Genomic DNA, 17,097 nt, shown 5'->3' with positions numbered 1-17,097 from the left:
CCGTCGTTCCTGCGAACGCAGGAACCCAGCGCCCCGGTTCACCGTAAACACCGCCACGTTGCATCGGCTCGTGTGCAGGTAACCCTCTCGCAAAAACCCACCGCACCGCACTGGGTCCCTGCTTTCGCAGGGACGACGTCAGGGGTAGGCAGGGCATCGCCATCTCGCAACCCGTCGTTCCTGCGAACGCAGGAACCCAGCGTCCCGGTTCACCAGTAAACACCGCCACGTTTCATCGGCTTGTGTGTAGGCAACCCTCTCGCGAAAACCTAGCGCACCGCACTAGGTCCCTGTTTTCACAGGGACGACGTGAGGGGTAGGAGGGGAACCGCCATCTCGCAACTCGTCGTTCCTGCGAAAGCAGGAACCCAGCACCCCGGTTCACCAGTAAACACCGCCACGTTTCATCGGCTCGTGTGTAGGTGGCCCTGTCGCGACAATCGATTGCACCGCACTGGGTCCCTGCTTCCGCAGGGACGACGTCAGGGGTAGGCAGGGCATCGCCATCTCGCAACCCGTCGTTCCTGCGAACGCAGGAACCCAGCGTCCCGGTTCACCAGTAAACACCGCCACGTTTCATCGGCTTGTGTGTAGGTAACCCTCTCGCAAAAACCCACCGCACCGCACTGGGTCCCTGCTTTCGCAGGGACGACGTGAGGGATAGGCGGGGAGCTGCAATCTCATAGCCCGTCGTTCCTGCGAACGCAGGAACCCAGCGCCCCGGTTCACCAGTAAACACCGCCACGCTGCATCGGCTTGTGTGCAGGTAACCCTCTCGCAAAAACCTATTGCAACGCACTGGGTCCCTGCGTTCGCAGGGACGACGTGAGGGACACTATGGATTAATGACCGTCCACCACCGGTAGCTCAATGGCACTCGCCTGTCCCGGCGCATGCCACACCTGCTGCGTGGCCCTGACGTAATCCGACGGCTTCGCAAAGAAGATGTTCGGCACGAACGTCTGCGGGTTGCGGTCGTAAAGCGGGAACCACGACGACTGCACCTGCACCATCACGCGATGCCCCGGCAGGAAGGTGTGGTTCACCGTGGGCAGGCCGAAGCGATATTGCAACGGCGTGTTCGGTGTCAGCGCCTTCCCTTCCGAGAAACCCTCGCGATAGCGGCCACGGAAGATATCCATCGACACGCTCAGCTCATAGCCGCCCATCGTTGGCGTCGTGGCATCCGTATCCGGATACACGTCGATCAGCTTCACCACCCAGTCGCTGTCGGTGCCACTGGTGGACGCGTACAGGTTCACCTGCGGCGCACCGGCCACGCGCAACGGCGTCTTCAACGGCTCGGTAACGTACGTGAGTACATCCGGCCGGCCATCGACGAAACGCTGGTCCTGCACCAGCCATGTCGTCCACGACTGGCGATCGGCGAAGTGCACGGGGCGCGGCACATACGGCACCGGCTTTGCCGGGTCGGAAACGTACTCGTCGTATTTCGCGGCATCGGCCGCCGGCGCCGTAAACGACAGCCCACCGTTGGCTTCCAGGTACAGCGGCTTCGTGCCCTTGGCCTGCGGCCAGGATGTGAAGCGATCCCAGTGGTTCTCGCCCGTGTTGTAGATGAACACCGGCGGCGTCTTCGCCTTGGGCGCACCGTCCACCAGGTATTGGTTGAAGAACGGAAGCAGTACGTCGCGACGGAACTGCAACGCGGTATCGCCGTCCCAGTTGAGCGCACCGAGCGATGCACCGCCATAGTTCACCTGACTGTGCCGCCACGGCCCCATCACCAGATAGTTCATCGTATTGGTGGTGTCCTTCGGCTCCACGGCCTCGTAGCTGTGGATGGCGCCCCACATGTCTTCCTGGTCCCACAGGCCCTGGATCCACATGGTGGGCACCTTCAGCGGCTGCTTCGCCATCACCTTGTCCAACGCCTGTCCCTGCCAGAACGCATCGTAGGCCGGATGCTCGCTGACTTTCCGCCAGTAGGGCAGCGAATCGATACCTGCGGCACGCGCATAGTCGCCGGCCGAGCCCGCCCGCAGGAAATTGGTGTAGTCGTCATAGCCCTGGCGCTGCACCGGCCAGCCCTTGCCCTGCTTCGCCGTCTGGCCGGTGAAGTAGTCGAAGTTGGTCTGCCGGAAGGCGCCGTAGTGGAACCAGTCGTCGCCCATCCAGCCATCCACCATCGGGCTTTCGGGGGCGGCGACCTTGAGCGCGGGGTGCGGATTGACCAGGGCCATCACCACGGTAAAGCCCTCGTACGAGGAGCCGAGCATGCCGACCTTGCCGTTCGACTCCGGCACGTTCTTCACCAGCCAGTCGATGGTGTCGTAGGCATCGGTGGAGTGGTCCACTTTCGTGTCGTTGAGCGGCCCGCGCAGGGGGCGGGTCATCACGTAGTCGCCCTCGGAGCCATATTTGCCACGCACGTCCTGGAAGACACGGATGTAGCCGGCATCGACAAACACCTCGTCACCCTGCGGCAGCAGGTTGCGCATGCTGGGCGAGTCGACCCGCTCGGTCCGGCCGTCGGCGTCGTAGGGGGTACGGGTAAGCAGGATGGGTGCGCGATGGGCCCCCTTGGGCACCACGATCACGGTATGCAGCTTCACGCCATCGCGCATCGGGATCTCGACCACGCGTTTCACGTAGTCGTTGGCGCTGGTGGAGGCTTTGTAGTCCGCCGGAATATCCGGCGTCATCGGCGCCGTCTGCGCCAGGGCAAGCGAAGGGGCCACGGCCAGGGACAAGGCGAGCATGGCGGGCAACGGGCGAAGCGATATCGACATGGCGATTCCTGCTGTCTGGGACGAAACCCTCCTAGCCTGCCCCAAGCTGAACGCCACCACCATCGTCATAGGTCATGCCCCGGCGAATCGCGGGCAATAAAAAACCCGCCGCGCCCCTTACGAGGCGCGGCGGGTTCGGATGAGGCGTATTACTGCTGACCGGCGGTCGAAGCAGCAGCCGGGGCGGCCGTCGAGGCAGCAGCCGGAGCGGCGGTCGAGGCAGCAGCCGGGGCTTCAGCCGGGGCGGCAGCGGCGGTCGAAGCAGCAGCCGGAGCGGCAGCGGCGGTCGAGGCGGCGGCCGGAGCGGTGTTGGCCGAGTCGTCGGTCTTGTTGCAGCCCGAGAGCGCGGCAACGGCGGCGAAAGCAAGAACAGTGATCGAAGCGAGCTTCATGGGTTACTCCTCATTCGTTATTTATGGATGCAAGCGCGGCGTCGGTTACCCCTCGGGACGATGGGCCCTCCACGGCTTTCGCCGCGCCTGCTGGCAGATCAATGTAACACCCCTGGGCGCCCCCATCGGAGACAGGGACGCAAAGGATTCAATCGTGAAGCGAGTTCCAGCCGCAAGGCCTGAACGCGTTCACGACTATTTTCAGAGGAATTGCGTCGTCGCGCACGCGGGCGCCACGCCGACTTGTCATCCTCAAGTGGCGCTTTATACCCTGAATGACGGTTCCCTGGGAAGCGGAAGGATTACCATCATCAACGGTATCCGGCCTTTTCCGCCTGCGGGCATGATTCGCGTGCCGCATTCGCGCCATGCCTCCCCCGCAGACCTGTTATCGCCGAAGGCGCATCGGCTCACGCCTGAACGGCCGGCCGTCCTGCGAAACGGTAGCGAGAGTTGCCACGACACGGTTGCGAAGAAACGCGCCTGGCAGCCCTCTTTGGCGCACTAGCCGGCCATTTCTGCCGCTTGGGTCCGCGCCCGGCCGGCAGTGATCGTGCTGCCGATCGACGCGGCCACGATAAAGCCGATGGCGATCCATTGACTGGCGGAAAGGTGCTCTCCCAGGAGGAGCAGGGCAAGCAGGGAGGCAACGGCGGGCTCAAGGCTCACCATCACCCCGAAGGTTTCGCTGGGCAGGCGCTTCAGCGCCGCCATCTCCAGCGTCATCGGAATGGCGCTGGACACAATCGCCACGCCGACACCGGCCACAAGAATGTACGGATCGAGCAGACTGCCACTGGCGTGCATGACCCCATACGGCACGACCACGAGGCTCGCCACCACCAGGCCGAGGGAGACGGAGTGACCTGCATGCAGGTGCCCTGTCCGCTTGCCGAAAAGGATATAGAGCGCCCAGCAGACCGCGGCACCCATGGCGCAAAGCACGCCGGTACGATCCAGCGCGCTGTCATGAGTGAGTGGCAGCAGCATCAGCAGGCCGGCAATGGCACAGGCCAGCCATATGAAATCCACCGCGCGACGGGACGACAACATCGCCACCGCCAGCGGGCCGCTGAACTCGATGGCCACGGCGATGCCGAATGGAATCGTCCGCAGTGCCATGTAAAAGAGCAGGTTCATCACGCCCAGCGTGAAACCGTAACGGGCAATCGAGATCGCGTCGCGACGGGTGAGCGGCCAGCGCCACGGACGCCAGAACAGCAGCAGCACCACGGCCGAGAAACCCACGCGCATGGCCGACGTGCCTTCGGCACCGACCAGTGGGAAAAGCTTCTTGGCGAACGAGGTGCCGATGCACAACGAGGTGATCGAGCCCAGGACGGCCAGCGCCGGAAGCCAGGTGGAAGTGCGTAGCGTGTTCATCATGAACCTGTGGGGACCTGCCTCGATAGGCGCGGTCGCGGGGAAGCGCCGGCCGGGAACCGCGAAGATGAAGCCTCGGTACCTCAATGCGCAAGCATTCCGGTCAAGCCTGCTGACAATATAGACTAATGATCTTCATAAGACATATAGTCTCCATAGACGACTTCGGTACCTCCCCATGACGACACTCCCCGACTTCAGCCTCGAAACCTATTTTTCGCGCTGGGAATTCGCCGCGCGCTACCACCTCACGGCCTCGGATGCGCAGTCCATGAGCCTGGCGGAACTGCTTGACCTGGCGACTCCGGATGACCGGGAGGCTTTCGAACGGCTGCATCTGGGCTACACGCAGACCTATGGCGCCCCCGCCCTGCGCGAGGAGATCGCTAGTCTCTACGCTGACCGCCTCCCCGGGGACATCCTCTGCTTCGCGGGCGCGGAAGAAGGCATCTACATCGCCATGCGCGTCCTGCTGGAACCGGGTGACCATGCCATCGTGGTCACCCCCAACTACCAATCGGCGGAAACGGTGCCGCTCGCGATCTGCGAAGTGACCGGCGTAGCGCTCGATCCCGACGACCACTGGTCGCTCGATATCGACCGTGTCGCTGCGGCTATCCGGCCCAACACACGGCTGGTGTCGATCAACTTTCCGCACAATCCCACGGGCAAGATCCTCGAACGGGAGCGTTTCGATGCACTGGTCGAGCTGTGTCGCAAGCATGGCCTGTGGCTTTTCAGCGACGAGGTCTACCGACCGCTGGGGCCCACGGGCACGATCCACCTGCCCGCGGCGGTGGATGTCTACGAACGCGGGCTGTCGCTGGGGGTGATGTCGAAAGCCTATGGGCTGCCGGGGCTGCGTATCGGCTGGATCGCGTGCCGTGACTGTGACCTGCTGCAACGCATGGAGCGTTACAAGCATTATCTTTCGATCTGCAATGCCGGGCCCTCGGAGCAGCTGGCGCTGATTGCCCTCAAGGCGCGGGAGACGATCCTGTCGCGCATCCGCACGTTGCTCGATGCCAATCTCGTCCACCTGGACAGGTTCTTCGCCCGCTGGGCGGATCGCTTCGAGTGGTATCGCCCCGATGGCGGCTGCATCGCGTACCCGCGCTATCTGGGTAGCGAAGGGGTGGATGCGTTCGCGGCGAAGCTGGTGGAGACCTCCGGCGTCCTGCTGTTGCCGGCAACCCACTATGCCTCCGCCCTGCTGCCAACTCCCACCGACCGCTTCCGTATCGGCTACGGCCGCGCGGACTGCGCCGAAGCCCTGGCCGCCCTCGACACCTATCTACACCTGTAGGAGCGCGCCTCGCGCGCGACCGGTTCTCGCGATGACAGGCATCTCGCCTCAACCGGTCGCGCGCGAGGCGCGCTCCTACAGGGAGGGTCAGGCCATCGAGTTCAGTTCACCCAGCACATCGTCGGGCAACACCATATCCACTGCCGCCAGGTTCTCCCGCAGGTGCGCCACCGACGATGTACCCGGAATCAGCAGCAGGTTGGGCGAGCGGTGCAGCAGCCACGCCAACGCCACCTGCATCGGCGTCGCTTCCAGGCGCTTCGCCACGTTCGACAACGTTTCGGACTGCAACGGCGAGAACCCACCCAGCGGGAAGTACGGCACGTAGGCGATACCCAGCTCGTGCAAGGTATCGATCAACGACTCATCATCCCGCTCCACGAGGTTGTACTGGTTCTGCACGCAGACCACTGGCGCGATGGAGCGCGCTTCCTGCACCTGCGCCAGCGTGGCATTGCTTACGCCCAGATGCCGGATGAGTCCCTTGCGCTGCAACTCGGCCAGCGCCGTGAACTGCTTTTCGATGGAGCCTTCGCTGGGCTTGTGGATATCGCCCATGATGCGCAGGTTCACCACGTCAAGCACATCGACACCGAGGTTGCGCAGGTTGTCGTGGACGCCCTGTTCCAGCTGCGCTGGTTCCTGCGCCGGGAGCCACGAGGCATCGTCACCGCGTATGGCACCAAGCTTGGTGACGATGGTGAGGTTGTCCGGATAAGGACCCAGGGCTTCGCGAATGAGGCGGTTGGTGACATGCGGGCCATAGAAATCGCTGGTATCGATATGGTCGACGCCGGCGGCAACGGCCTCGCGCAGCACCGCCAGGGCACCCGCGTGATCCTTCGGCGGCCCGAACACTCCTGGACCCGCCAACTGCATGGCGCCATAGCCCATGCGCTTCACCTGACGGTCGCCCAGCGACCAGGTACTTGTTTTGTTGAGATCGGTCATGACGCGCTCCGGTATGAGTGGACGGAGCGAAAGATAGGTATTGACCACTCCCCTGATAATCCGGTCGAATCGGCACGGGCTGTACGGAATCCCGAACAATGAACGCCGATCCGCAAGACCTGCTCGCCTTCCTCGCCGTGGTGCGCGCCGGTGGCTTCCGCGAGGCCGCGCGCTCTACCGACACCTCCGCCTCCAGGCTCAGTGAGGCGGTACGCCGGCTCGAAACCCGGCTGGGCGTGCGGCTGCTCAACCGCACGACACGCAGCGTGGCGCCCACCGAAGTCGGAGCACGCCTGGTCGAGCGGCTGACGCCGGCACTCAGTGAAGTAGAAGCCGCCCTCGACGTCGTGAACCTCTATCGCGACCGACCGGCGGGAACCCTGAAGCTCAATGTTCCCGCCAACGTGTCACGCACGGTACTGGGCCCGATCCTCGTGCCCTTCCTGCGGATGTATCCCGATATCCGCGTCGAGGTGGTCGTGGAAGACAGCTTCGTCGACCTAATGGCCGCCGGATGCGACGCAGGCATCCGCTATGACGAACGGCTGGAGCAGGACATGATCGCCCTGCCGATCGGTCCGCGCACGCAATGTCTGATGGCGGCCGCCGCACCTTCGTATCTGGCGGTGCACGGTACGCCCAGGCACCCAGGCGACCTGCTGCACCATGCCTGCCTGCGCGGGCAGTTCTCTGGTGGCGCGATGCCGCCATGGGAGTTCGAACGCGACGGGGAAATCCTGCGTGTCGATCCGAAGGGGCCGCTGGTCGTTCGCCAGGGTGCCGCGTTCGACCTCGCGGTGCATGCCGCCGTCGAGGGACTGGGCATCATCCGACTGTTCGAGGACTGGCTGAAGCCTTACCTGGACAGCGGCGCGCTGGTGCCCGTGCTCATGGACTGGTGCCAGGTTTTCAGCGGGCCGTTTCTCTACTACCCCGGCCGCAAGCACCTGCCTTCACCTTTGCGCGCCTTCGTCGACTTCGTAAGAGCCACCCCTTCCCTGTAGGAGCGCGCCTTGCGCGCGACCGGTTATCACGATGACCAACATTCTCGCCTCGACCGGTCGCGCGCAAGGCGCGCTCCTACAGGGGTTTTCGCTTTGACAGGGCGCGGCTCAGGGTATCGAAGATCTTCTTCTCCGACGACTGCGCCACGTTGAAACGAAGGAAATTACCCGCGCTCAGCGACTGACTGAATGCGTTGCCCGGCGCCAGCACCACGCCTTCGCGAAGACACGCGCGTGCAAGATCACCCGCATCGCGCCCTTCCGGCAGGCGACACCACAGGAACATGCCCGCCTGCGGCACCAGCCACGGCTCGATATCGAGCGGACGCAGCCGGGCAATGGTGCGCTCACGCGCTTCGGCAAGGCGGTGGCGGATCGACTCCATGTGCTTGCGATAACCGCTGTCGGTAAGCGCCATCAACAGGATGTCGGAGGCCAGACGACCACCACCAAACGTAGTCGCGAGCTTCAGGTCGATCAGGCTGTCGATCCAGTCGGCCCGGGCCGCAATGCAGCCACAGCGTAGCGACGCCGAAATCGTCTTGGAGAAACTGCCGATCAGGATCACCCGCGACAACCCATCGAAGGCCGCCAGCCGTGGCGCATGCGTGGTCTCGAAATCCGCGAAGATATCGTCCTCGACGATCACCATGTCCGCGCGCTCGGCCAGCTTCAGCACGCGATGCGCCGTGACAGGGGAGAGCACGGCGCCCGTGGGGTTATGCAGCCCTGAATTGGTGATGTAGACGCGCGGCGAGTGCTCCTGCAACACCGCTTCGAATACGTCGATGTCCGGACCTGTCGCCGTATACGGCACGCCGATGACATTCACCCGATGCGCCTTCAGCAGCGCATGGAAATTGAAGTAGCACGGATCGTCCACCACCACGGTATCGCCCGGTTCCAGCAGGAACCGGCATACCAGGTCGATGGAATGCGTACCCGACTCGGTGAGCATCAGTTGCTCGGGCGAGGCATCGACGCCAGTGGCCGCGATACGCCTGGACAGCAACTGGCGCAGCTCGGCCGGCCCCAGCGGCGATGCGTAATCGGTAAGCATCGGCGTATCGGCACGCGCGGCCGCGCGCAGGGCACGACGCATGCCCTCTTCGTACATCCAAGAGGACGGCAGCCAGCCGCAGCCGGGTTTCAGTACATCCGCACCGGTCTCCAGCGCCTGCCGCGACATCCACAGCGGATCGATCTCGCGATCGAGCCGCGGCCCGATATCCGCCAGCGACAACGGCGCGGCCGCACCAGTGACATAGAACCCCGAACCAGGCCGCGACGCGATCACACCTTCGCTGGCCAGCCGCTCGTAAGCCTCGACCACCGTGGACACGGACAGCTCCATGGCCTTGGCCTGCGCCCTCACCGAGGGCAGCCGCGTGCCGGGCCCATAGATGCGCGAAGCAATGCCCGCACGCACTGCCGTCACCACTGCCTCGATCCGGGTATCTCCACGCCTCATGACACTTCTCCGAAACTGTACTGCCATTGATACCAAACAGTTTCCTCCAATTGTACTCAACCGTGCCTTGGGAAGCGCCGCTGCGAGTGGTCCACTGGACACCACTCAAAGGAGCAGGTCATGGAAAAGTCCACTAGCGGATGGCTCAACGGCATGATGGGCGTGGCCATCTTCGCCGGCTCGATGCCCGCCACCCGCGCCGCCGTGGTCGAGCTCGACCCGTATTTCGTCACCGCGGGCCGCGCCACGATTGCCGCCCTGCTGGCGCTTTGCCTGCTGGTGGGCTTGCGCGAGCGCCGCCCGGGCCGCCGCGATCTCTCTTCACTGGCCATCGTGAGCGTGGGCGTCGTGCTGGGCTTTCCCCTGCTGACCTCGCTGGCGCTGCAACACATCTCGGCCGCCCATTCGCTGGTGTTCCTGGGCCTGTTGCCGCTGTGCACGGCCTTGTTCGGCGCGCTGCGTGGCGGCGAGCGCCCGCGTCCGGCGTTCTGGCTGTTTTCCATTGCCGGTGCTGCCTGCGTGGTGGGCTACGCCCTGCGCGATGGTGTGGCCTCGTCGCTTCAGGGCGACCTGCTGATGCTGCTGGCCGTGGTCGTCTGTGGCATGGGCTATGCCGAAGGCGGCAGCCTGTCGCGCAAGCTCGGCGGCTGGCAGGTGATCAGCTGGGCGCTGGTGTTGGCCCTGCCCGTGATGCTGCCGATGTTCGTCCTCACCCTGCCCGCCTCCCCCGGCAGCGTGTCCTCATCGGCATGGATCGGCCTGGCCTACATCTCCGTCTTCAGCATGCTGATCGGCTTCATCTTCTGGTATCGCGGCCTCGCGCAAGGCGGCATCGCGGCGGTAGGCCAGTTGCAATTGCTGCAACCGTTCCTCGGCCTCGGCCTCGCGGCACTGCTGCTGCACGAAACCGTAAGCTGGGCGATGCTTGTGGTTACGCTTGGCGCTGTCGTCTGCGTGGCTGGTGCGCGGCGCTTTGCGAGATAACCCGTTCACACGCTTCCCGGTTCGCTCAGCCGCCTAACAGGCGCCGGGTCATCAACGATGTCATGTCTCGGCGACCATCCACGATCAGATAGATAACGACCCGGTTTTCGTGGACGCGATAGATCACCCGGTACGGCTTGAAGGTGGTCTGGCGATATTCCTTGATACCGAGTGCCAGGAGTTCTTTGGGATGGCTACCACCCTCTGGAAACCGGGCGAGTTGCTCTACCGCCGTCATCAACTGATCCAGGACGTAGTTGGCATTTGCTACACAGTCGAATTCCGCGATGTAGTCGTGAATCGATTCCAGGTCCTGTTCCGCACCCTGGCTCAGCAGGACGTCGTAAGAGCCTCGTCGAGCCGGCATCAGTCCGCGACACGCTTCGCACGCAGACGTGCCACCACATCTGCCACTGGCTTGACCTTGCCGGCGACCACTTCCTGGTTACCCAGAGCGAGGACCTTCAGCAGGGCCAGGACCTCCTGCGTTTCCTCGAAAGAAGCCACGTCCTGAATAACGGCCTTGGCTTCGCCATTCTGGGTGATCACCAGCGGTTCGCGCTGCTCCGCCAACTGGGCCAGAACCTCGGCTGCATTGGCTTTGAGGTAGCTGATCGGCTTGACCTGAGACGAGTAGCGCATGGGTAGACCCCGGACTGATATGGACTTAATTTAGTCCTTTAATAGTCCTTCATCAAGTCGACACCGCCCGTGCCCAGGCACGCAAAGGGCCCTCCCGGCAGGGAAAGCCCTTTCGTACAAGCTACGGCCCATCGACGACCGGCAACCCTATCGCGCTTGCCTGATCTCCCGAACGCAGCACAGTCACCGTCGCCGGGCGGTAATCCTCCGCCTTCGCATTGAAGATGTTCGGCACGAAGATCTGTGGATTGCGGTCGTAAAGCGGGAACAAGGTGGACTGCACCTGCACCATGATCCGGTGTCCCGGCTGGAACACATGGTTCACGTTGGGCAGTTCGAACCGGTAGCGCTGCGGCTGGTTGGCCGGAATCGCCGCAGGGTGTTCGAAACTCTCCCTGTACCGCCCGCGGAAGATATCCAGCGCGATAGGCAGTTCGTACCCGCCCATCGTCGGGTCGGAAGGCACCTGCGGTGGGTACACGTCGATCAGCTTCACGATGACATCGCCATCGGTGCCCGTCGTGATCATATGCATGTCCGCCACGGGAGTGCCCTGCACCCGTACCGGTGATTTAAGTACCGGTGTCTCGTACACCAGCACATCCGTACGGCCATCGACGAAGCGCTGGTCGGTCACCAGCCACTTGCTCCAGGGCAGATAGCCAGCGTACGTCGATCCATAGCCGAAAAACGGATCGAGCACGGGGCGTGGCAGGAAAGGCACGGGTCGTGCCGGATCGCTGACATAGCTGTCACCAGCCTGCGCTTCCGTAGGCGCCGTAAACGACAGGCTACGATCCTTGCCCAGGTACAGCGGCTTCAACCCCACAGCACAGCCCTTGTCGCACGCGACTGGCCAGTCCGGGAAATGATCCCAATGGCTTTCGCCCGTGTTGTACACGGAGACATGCGCCAGCTTCGCCGTTGCACCGCCCCGCAGATACTGGTTGAGAAACGGCAGCACCATGTCGCGGTTGTACTCAAGCGCGGTATCGCCCGACCACTTCAACGGCCCCAGCGTATAACCGATGCCATTGACCTGGCTGTGCGACCACGGCCCCAGCACCAGCCAGTTGTTGGACGCATGCCCTGCGGCCTTCAATGCAAGCCACGCATGGTTCGCACCCCACATGTCTTCCTGGTCGTAGAGGCCCTGCTCCCACAGCGTGGGCACCGACGAGGGATGGGCCGCCAGCAGGCGAGCGAGATCCTGCCCCTGCCAGAAGGCGTCATAGGCAGGATGTTCCATCATGCGACTGACGAAGGGCAGTTTGTCGAGGCCACGACTGCGGATGTAATCGCCCGTGGAGCCTGCGCGCAGGTATTCGTCGTATTTGTCGAAGGTGTCGCTGGGGGTGACCACGCCCGGCCCTTGCTGCACCGTCTGCATGTGTACGTAGCCGAGCATCATGTTGCGGAAGGCACCGTAGTGGAACCAGTCATCGCCCATGTAGGCATCGATGACGGGGCTCTCCGGCACCGCCGCCTTCAGCGCCGGATGCGGGTCGAGCAGGGCCATCGCCACGGTGAAGCCTTCGTACGACGAGCCGATCATGCCCACGTTGCCGTTCGATTCCGGCACATGTTTCACCAGCCAGTCGATGGTGTCCCAGGCGTCGGTGACGTGATCTACCTTCGTCGGGTTCAGCGGCCCGCGCACGGGCCGCATCATTACGTACCTGCCCTCGGAGCCGTACTTGCCCCGCACATCCTGGTAAACACGGATATAGCCCGCTTTCACGTATACCGCATCGCTGTGCGTCAACGCGGAAAGCATGGTCGAGGCCTTCTCGTTGCCCGCGCGCTCCTCGGCGTTGTATGGCGTACGGGTGAGCAGGATGGGCGCATCGTGCGCCCCCTTGGGCAGCATGATGATCGTCTGCAGCTTCACGCCATCGCGCATGGGGATCATCACCACACGCTTGACGAAATCCTGCCCGCCGGGGATCACGTCCTCGAAGGTCTTCGGTATGTCATTGGTCCCCACCAGCCCCTGCGGTGGCGGATCGGCCGGCGCCGCCGTGGCCATGACTGGCACGATTGCGGCAAGGAAACACAGCAAACCCACTTTCCCCTGAGTCATCCCCATACACTCATCCTGTGGTTGCGGAAGCGACCGAATCGGTCAGCGAACGATTTAGCCACGGGTCGCGGGCAGGCGACAGCTAAAAACGCTAATGGGTCCCATAAGTTGCCGTTAACCGTGGGCATCATCGGCGGTGGTGACGACCCCCATCCCCCATAAGTCATCTTTATCTGCCCATGCCGCCCGACTTAAGAATGGCTAATCCCTCCCCCGACGCGTCCCCGCGCAAGGTGATGCCCATGGGCGTCCGACTCGACATCGCGCTGTTGCGTAACTTCGTCGCCATCGCCGATGCCACGGCGATGAGCCGCGCCGCCGAGCATGTCGGTCGCACGCAGGCCGCCCTCAGCCAGCAGCTGAAGAAGCTGGAACAGGCGGTGCAGCAGCCGCTGATGATCCGTACCGGACGCGGCGTGGTGCTCACCACGCATGGCGAGCGACTTCTGGCCCACGCGTACAAGATCCTCCGCGTACACGACGATGCCGTGGCGGAGCTGACCGGCGATGCCTTGTCGGGTCGATTGCGCTTCGGTTGCCCCGACGATTACGCAAGGATCTTTCTTCCCGGTCTGCTGCAAAGCTTCGCCCGCCAGCATCCCCAGGTCTTCATCGAAGTGGTCTGCGCACCGACGCCCCGACTGCTTGAGCGACTGAAGGACCAGTCGCTGGACATCGCTATCGTGTCCCAACCCGATAGTCCGGAGCGCGCGCAATTCCTGCGTTGCGAGCCTTTCGTGTGGGTTGGAGGCAAGGGTAGCGAGGCGTTCCGGCTGGACCCACTGCAACTGGCACTCTCGGACCCCGATGCACTGGACCACATCGCGGCCACGACCAGCCTGGAGCGCGAGGGACGCAGCTATCGCGTTGCCTATGCCAGCGGCAGCGTGGCCGGCCTAACGGCCGTGGTGCGCTCGGGGCAGGCCATCACCGTGATGACGCTGACCGGCGTACCGCCAGACTTGCAGGTGCTGCCGCCTTCCAGCGGACTACCGCCGCTTCCCTCGGTGGGCATTACCGTGCAGACGGCAGGAAGTCATCATTCCCGCCTGCTGGAATGCTTTGAGGAACACATACGCGATGTACTTCCCGCGCTCTGATGCTTGCATGCGAAAAGATCGCGCGTAAAAACACAACGAAAGCCAAATAGCCTGCGCTTTTCGCAGGAATTCGCTTCAACGCCAGGCCGCCACGGCCGTTCCTGGAGGTGCCTCGCCATGCGTCTCTTCACAGGAAACCACCCGATGTACCGCAATGTCCCGCTGATCCTCGCGATCGGCCTGCTGGCCTTCATCACCAGCAACCCCGCCAGCGCCAGGAAAAGCCATCGCGAGGAGACCCCGCGCGCCATCTCCTCTACCACCTGCTTCGACCCGTCCGACGCTCGCGACATTCTTCTGTGGAGGGGTCGGGCACCGGGCGCCGTGGGTGACGATGCCTGCCGCGACATCCCCTTCGTGCGCGAGTACGTTCCCGCCGACGGCGAAACCGCGGGTCAGCCCGCCATCCTCATCATTCCGGGTGGCGGCTACGATCACCTGACCGATGCCAGGGAGCAGGAGCCCGTCGCCCAGCACTTTGCAGACGCGTACCACGTCAAGGCCTTCGTGCTTTATTACCGCCTGGTGCAGGACAACGGCACCTACCGCTATCCCGTCCCCATGTGGGATGGCCGCCGCGCCCTCAACCTGCTGCGCCACGACGCCGGTCGCCTGGGCATCGACCCCGAACGCATCGGCCTGTTCGGCTTCTCCGCCGGCGGGCATCTCGCCAGCACGCTCGCCCTGCACCCTGACTCGGACTTCGGCATGCCCGTGCATGACGCCATCGACGCGGTGAATGCCCGCCCCTATTTTCTGGGCCTGGGGTATCCGGTGATCTCGATGCTGCCCTCGCAGTACGCCTCGCCGAACTCGCTCAAGCACCTGCTCAATGGATACAGCGGTGGCGAACTGGATCGCCTTGAGCATGAGCTGTCCAGCCAGGACCACGTCACGTCGGCCACGCCTCCGGTGTTTCTCTTCGAGAGCATGGACGACCAGCGCATCAGCGCTCAGAACAGCGTGATGTTCGCCAACGCCTTGCAGGCAGCCGGTGTGCAGGCGGATGTGCATCTGTTCCGCCATGGCGAGCACGGTGCCGGCCTTGCCGAAGGCATCCCGGAAGAAGAAGCGTGGCCCGATATGTTCGGCCACTGGCTCGCTGCGCGTGGTTTTATCGGCACAGCGGCACAACCCGACGATACCCGCCACCACAGACGTCACGAAGACCGATAAAGCACCAGCCCCCTCACGTCGTTCCTGCGAACGCAGGAACCCAGCGCAGCGAGACGGGTTGTCGCGAAAACTCCACCTAAAAGAGCAGATGAAGCCAACGGCACTTACTGGCAAACCGAGGCGCTGGGTTCCAGCTTTCGCTGGAACGACGAGTTGCTAGCTCCCGCACCATGCTGTTAGCTCCCGCACCATGCGGCTAGCTCCCGCACCATGCGGCTAGCTCCCGCACCATGCGGCTAGCTCCCGCACCATGCGGCTAGCTCCCGCACCATGCTGCAAGCTCCCGCATCAGGCTGCAAGCTTCCTCACGGTGCGCTGCAAGCCCCCTCACGTCGTTCCTGCGAACGCAGGAACCCAGCGCGATGCAATCGGTTTCAACCCAACGCCCCATCGGCTTCCGCTCTGGAAAAGAAAGCCCCGGTCTCCCGGGGCTTTTTCATACCCTCATCATCAAACCCGAGGCATGTTCTTCGTCACGCAATGTATCCCACCACCACCCGAAGCAATCGGATCAATATTCACCTGCACCACCTCCCGCCCCGGATACAACGAAGCAAGCAGCGTCCGGCAATACCGGTCCGCCTTCCCATCCCCGAACTGCGGCGCAATCACCGCGCCATTGATCGGAAGGAAATTGATATACCCCGCCGCAAACGTCGAATCATCCTCGGAGAATTCGCTATCCCGGATCTCCAGCGGCGGCGGCAACGCATGCACCTCCAGCCGCTTGCCATCGGCATCCGTCGCTGACTTGAGTATCTGTAAATGCTTCCGGGTGACATCGTAGTCATACGACTCCGGATCGTTGTCCAGATTGGCAATCACCACGCCCGGCCGCACAAACCGTGCATAGAAATCCACATGCGCATCCGTGATGTCCTCATCCCGGATACCCGGCAGCCAGATGATCTTCCGCAACCCAAGCCGCGCCTTCAGCTCCGCCTCGATCTGCGCGCGGCTCATGCCCGGGTTGCGATTGGGATTCAACCAGCAGCTCTCCGTCATGATCGCCGTGCCATGCCCATCGACCTCGATACCGCCACCCTCGCCAGTCACGAGGCTGCGCATGTAATCCACTTTCAACTCATGGCTTAGTGCGCTTGCAACCTGCGCATCCCGCGAATGCTTCTGCTTTCCGCCCCAGCCATTGAAATTGAAATCCACCAGGCCGAGATCGCCATCGGCATTCCGGACGAAGCAACCGCCGTAGTCGCGTATCCAGATATCGTCCACCGGCATCGGTAAATAATCGATATTTCCCGACCCGCATTCCTCGCGGGCATCATCCTCCTGGTCTTCACGGCAAAGCACCGTCACTGGCTGGTATCGCGCAATGGTTCGCGCCAGCAAGGCCACCGTGCTGTTCACATCCTCGGCGAAGTCTTTCCACACCGAACGCGACGCCGCATAGGCAAGGAATACCCGCTCCTGCGGAAGGTGCTCATCGGGCATCCACCATTTTCCGGATGCCGTCGCTGCATTAACGCGCAGCCCATGGGAAACCAGCAACCCGGCACCAGCGGCCAGGGAAGCCTTCTTAATAAAATCTCTGCGCGTAGACATGGCGATATCTCGTGATGACCCGTGCGTGCATCAGCACACAACACTGTAGTCCCGAATTGCCAATAAATAATAATAAAAATTATCAGGCAATAAGGGCAAAGCAAGCCTAATCACCCCGCGCTGACTGCCAGATCAACGCGCCACCCGTCGTTCCAGCGAACGCTGGAACCCAGTGCGGTGAGATGGGTTTTCGCGTGCGGGTTGCGTGTATAAGGGCCGATGGTGCGTGATCGTTTTGCTGGTGAAACGCGGCGCTGGGTTCCAGCGTTCGCTGGAACGACGTAGGGCG

14 protein-coding genes are annotated in these 17,097 nt (G+C 63.2%); 5 read left to right on the top strand and 9 right to left on the bottom strand.

Going from position 1 to position 17,097, the window contains the following annotated elements; translation table 11 throughout:
* Window positions 1-842 precede the first annotated feature (842 nt).
* The 3 genes from HBF25_RS08230 to HBF25_RS08220 form a co-directional block, all read right to left on the bottom strand.
* Window positions 843-2,723: a CocE/NonD family hydrolase gene (locus tag HBF25_RS08230; RefSeq protein ID WP_425483454.1), complete on the bottom strand. Its 1,881-nt coding sequence runs from the start codon at window positions 2,721-2,723 to the stop codon at window positions 843-845.
* Window positions 2,724-2,902: 179 nt separating this feature from the next.
* Window positions 2,903-3,145, bottom strand: a complete 243-nt coding sequence (locus tag HBF25_RS08225) for a hypothetical protein (protein ID WP_166947356.1) — start codon at window positions 3,143-3,145, stop codon at window positions 2,903-2,905.
* 504 nt (window positions 3,146-3,649) lie between these two features.
* A complete protein-coding gene (locus tag HBF25_RS08220) occupies window positions 3,650-4,528 on the bottom strand; it encodes an EamA family transporter (RefSeq protein ID WP_166947931.1) in 879 nt (292 codons plus the stop codon).
* A gap of 178 nt (window positions 4,529-4,706) precedes the next feature.
* Between HBF25_RS08220 and HBF25_RS08215 the strand changes: the two genes are divergently transcribed.
* Window positions 4,707-5,834: an aminotransferase class I/II-fold pyridoxal phosphate-dependent enzyme gene (locus tag HBF25_RS08215; RefSeq protein ID WP_166947388.1), complete on the top strand. Its 1,128-nt coding sequence runs from the start codon at window positions 4,707-4,709 to the stop codon at window positions 5,832-5,834.
* Window positions 5,835-5,921: 87 nt separating this feature from the next.
* Here HBF25_RS08215 and HBF25_RS08210 read toward each other — a convergent pair whose 3' ends face one another.
* Window positions 5,922-6,785, bottom strand: a complete 864-nt coding sequence (locus HBF25_RS08210) for an aldo/keto reductase family oxidoreductase (protein ID WP_166947387.1) — start codon at window positions 6,783-6,785, stop codon at window positions 5,922-5,924.
* Window positions 6,786-6,904: 119 nt separating this feature from the next.
* Between HBF25_RS08210 and HBF25_RS08205 the strand changes: the two genes are divergently transcribed.
* The gene (locus tag HBF25_RS08205) at window positions 6,905-7,789 is read left to right on the top strand and encodes a LysR family transcriptional regulator (protein ID WP_208392510.1); all 885 of its coding nucleotides are present in this window, start codon (window positions 6,905-6,907) and stop codon (window positions 7,787-7,789) included.
* A gap of 76 nt (window positions 7,790-7,865) precedes the next feature.
* On the opposite strand, the gene HBF25_RS08200 is transcribed toward HBF25_RS08205, so the two are convergent.
* Complete coding sequence (locus HBF25_RS08200) at window positions 7,866-9,260, bottom strand: aminotransferase-like domain-containing protein (RefSeq protein WP_166947385.1); 1,395 nt, start codon at window positions 9,258-9,260, stop codon at window positions 7,866-7,868.
* 120 nt (window positions 9,261-9,380) lie between these two features.
* On the opposite strand from HBF25_RS08200, the gene HBF25_RS08195 reads away from it, so the two are divergent.
* On the top strand, window positions 9,381-10,244 hold the full coding sequence (locus HBF25_RS08195; RefSeq protein WP_166947384.1) for a DMT family transporter: 864 nt from the start codon (window positions 9,381-9,383) through the stop codon (window positions 10,242-10,244).
* A gap of 25 nt (window positions 10,245-10,269) precedes the next feature.
* Here HBF25_RS08195 and HBF25_RS08190 read toward each other — a convergent pair whose 3' ends face one another.
* The 3 genes from HBF25_RS08190 to HBF25_RS08180 form a co-directional block, all read right to left on the bottom strand.
* Window positions 10,270-10,611, bottom strand: coding sequence for a type II toxin-antitoxin system RelE/ParE family toxin (locus tag HBF25_RS08190; protein WP_166947383.1), 342 nt, complete (start codon window positions 10,609-10,611; stop codon window positions 10,270-10,272).
* Entirely contained in the window at window positions 10,611-10,886 is a 276-nt protein-coding gene (locus HBF25_RS08185; RefSeq protein ID WP_166947382.1) for a type II toxin-antitoxin system Phd/YefM family antitoxin, read from the bottom strand. Before HBF25_RS08185 ends, HBF25_RS08190 begins: the two co-directional genes overlap by 1 nt.
* 121 nt (window positions 10,887-11,007) lie before the next feature.
* Window positions 11,008-12,969, bottom strand: coding sequence for a CocE/NonD family hydrolase (locus HBF25_RS08180; protein ID WP_243853134.1), 1,962 nt, complete (start codon window positions 12,967-12,969; stop codon window positions 11,008-11,010).
* Window positions 12,970-13,211: 242 nt separating this feature from the next.
* On the opposite strand from HBF25_RS08180, the gene HBF25_RS08175 reads away from it, so the two are divergent.
* Both HBF25_RS08175 and HBF25_RS08170 read left to right on the top strand, forming a co-directional pair.
* Window positions 13,212-14,069: a LysR substrate-binding domain-containing protein gene (locus tag HBF25_RS08175; protein ID WP_166947381.1), complete on the top strand. Its 858-nt coding sequence runs from the start codon at window positions 13,212-13,214 to the stop codon at window positions 14,067-14,069.
* 117 nt (window positions 14,070-14,186) lie between these two features.
* Window positions 14,187-15,245, top strand: a complete 1,059-nt coding sequence (locus tag HBF25_RS08170; RefSeq protein WP_208392488.1) for an alpha/beta hydrolase — start codon at window positions 14,187-14,189, stop codon at window positions 15,243-15,245.
* Window positions 15,246-15,695: 450 nt separating this feature from the next.
* Here the strand turns inward: HBF25_RS08170 and HBF25_RS08165 are convergent, their stop codons facing one another.
* On the bottom strand, window positions 15,696-16,808 hold the full coding sequence (locus HBF25_RS08165) for an agmatine deiminase family protein (protein ID WP_166947380.1): 1,113 nt from the start codon (window positions 16,806-16,808) through the stop codon (window positions 15,696-15,698).
* Between the last annotated feature and the right edge of the window lie 289 nt (window positions 16,809-17,097).

This window comes from Luteibacter anthropi, from assembly GCF_011759365.1.
In the GTDB taxonomy this organism is placed as follows: Bacteria; Pseudomonadota; Gammaproteobacteria; order Xanthomonadales; family Rhodanobacteraceae; genus Luteibacter; species Luteibacter anthropi.
Note: the sequence above shows the minus strand (reverse complement) of the source record. Positions and strands in the feature narration are given on the sequence as shown.

Excerpts from the sequence above, each read along its gene's own strand:
- HBF25_RS08215 (WP_166947388.1), top strand. The coding sequence starts at position 4,707 with ATGACGACACTCCCCGACTTCAGCCTCGAAACCTATTTTTCGCGCTGG.
- HBF25_RS08220 (WP_166947931.1), bottom strand. The coding sequence starts at position 4,528 with ATGAACACGCTACGCACTTCCACCTGGCTTCCGGCGCTGGCCGTCCTG.
- HBF25_RS08210 (WP_166947387.1), bottom strand. The coding sequence starts at position 6,785 with ATGACCGATCTCAACAAAACAAGTACCTGGTCGCTGGGCGACCGTCAG.
- HBF25_RS08200 (WP_166947385.1), bottom strand. The coding sequence starts at position 9,260 with ATGAGGCGTGGAGATACCCGGATCGAGGCAGTGGTGACGGCAGTGCGT.
- HBF25_RS08180 (WP_243853134.1), bottom strand. The coding sequence starts at position 12,969 with ATGACTCAGGGGAAAGTGGGTTTGCTGTGTTTCCTTGCCGCAATCGTG.
- HBF25_RS08185 (WP_166947382.1), bottom strand. The coding sequence starts at position 10,886 with ATGCGCTACTCGTCTCAGGTCAAGCCGATCAGCTACCTCAAAGCCAAT.
- HBF25_RS08230 (WP_425483454.1), bottom strand. The coding sequence starts at position 2,723 with ATGCTCGCCTTGTCCCTGGCCGTGGCCCCTTCGCTTGCCCTGGCGCAG.
- HBF25_RS08225 (WP_166947356.1), bottom strand. The coding sequence starts at position 3,145 with ATGAAGCTCGCTTCGATCACTGTTCTTGCTTTCGCCGCCGTTGCCGCG.
- HBF25_RS08170 (WP_208392488.1), top strand. The coding sequence starts at position 14,187 with ATGCGTCTCTTCACAGGAAACCACCCGATGTACCGCAATGTCCCGCTG.
- HBF25_RS08165 (WP_166947380.1), bottom strand. The coding sequence starts at position 16,808 with ATGTCTACGCGCAGAGATTTTATTAAGAAGGCTTCCCTGGCCGCTGGT.
- HBF25_RS08190 (WP_166947383.1), bottom strand. The coding sequence starts at position 10,611 with ATGCCGGCTCGACGAGGCTCTTACGACGTCCTGCTGAGCCAGGGTGCG.
- HBF25_RS08175 (WP_166947381.1), top strand. The coding sequence starts at position 13,212 with ATGGGCGTCCGACTCGACATCGCGCTGTTGCGTAACTTCGTCGCCATC.
- HBF25_RS08195 (WP_166947384.1), top strand. The coding sequence starts at position 9,381 with ATGGAAAAGTCCACTAGCGGATGGCTCAACGGCATGATGGGCGTGGCC.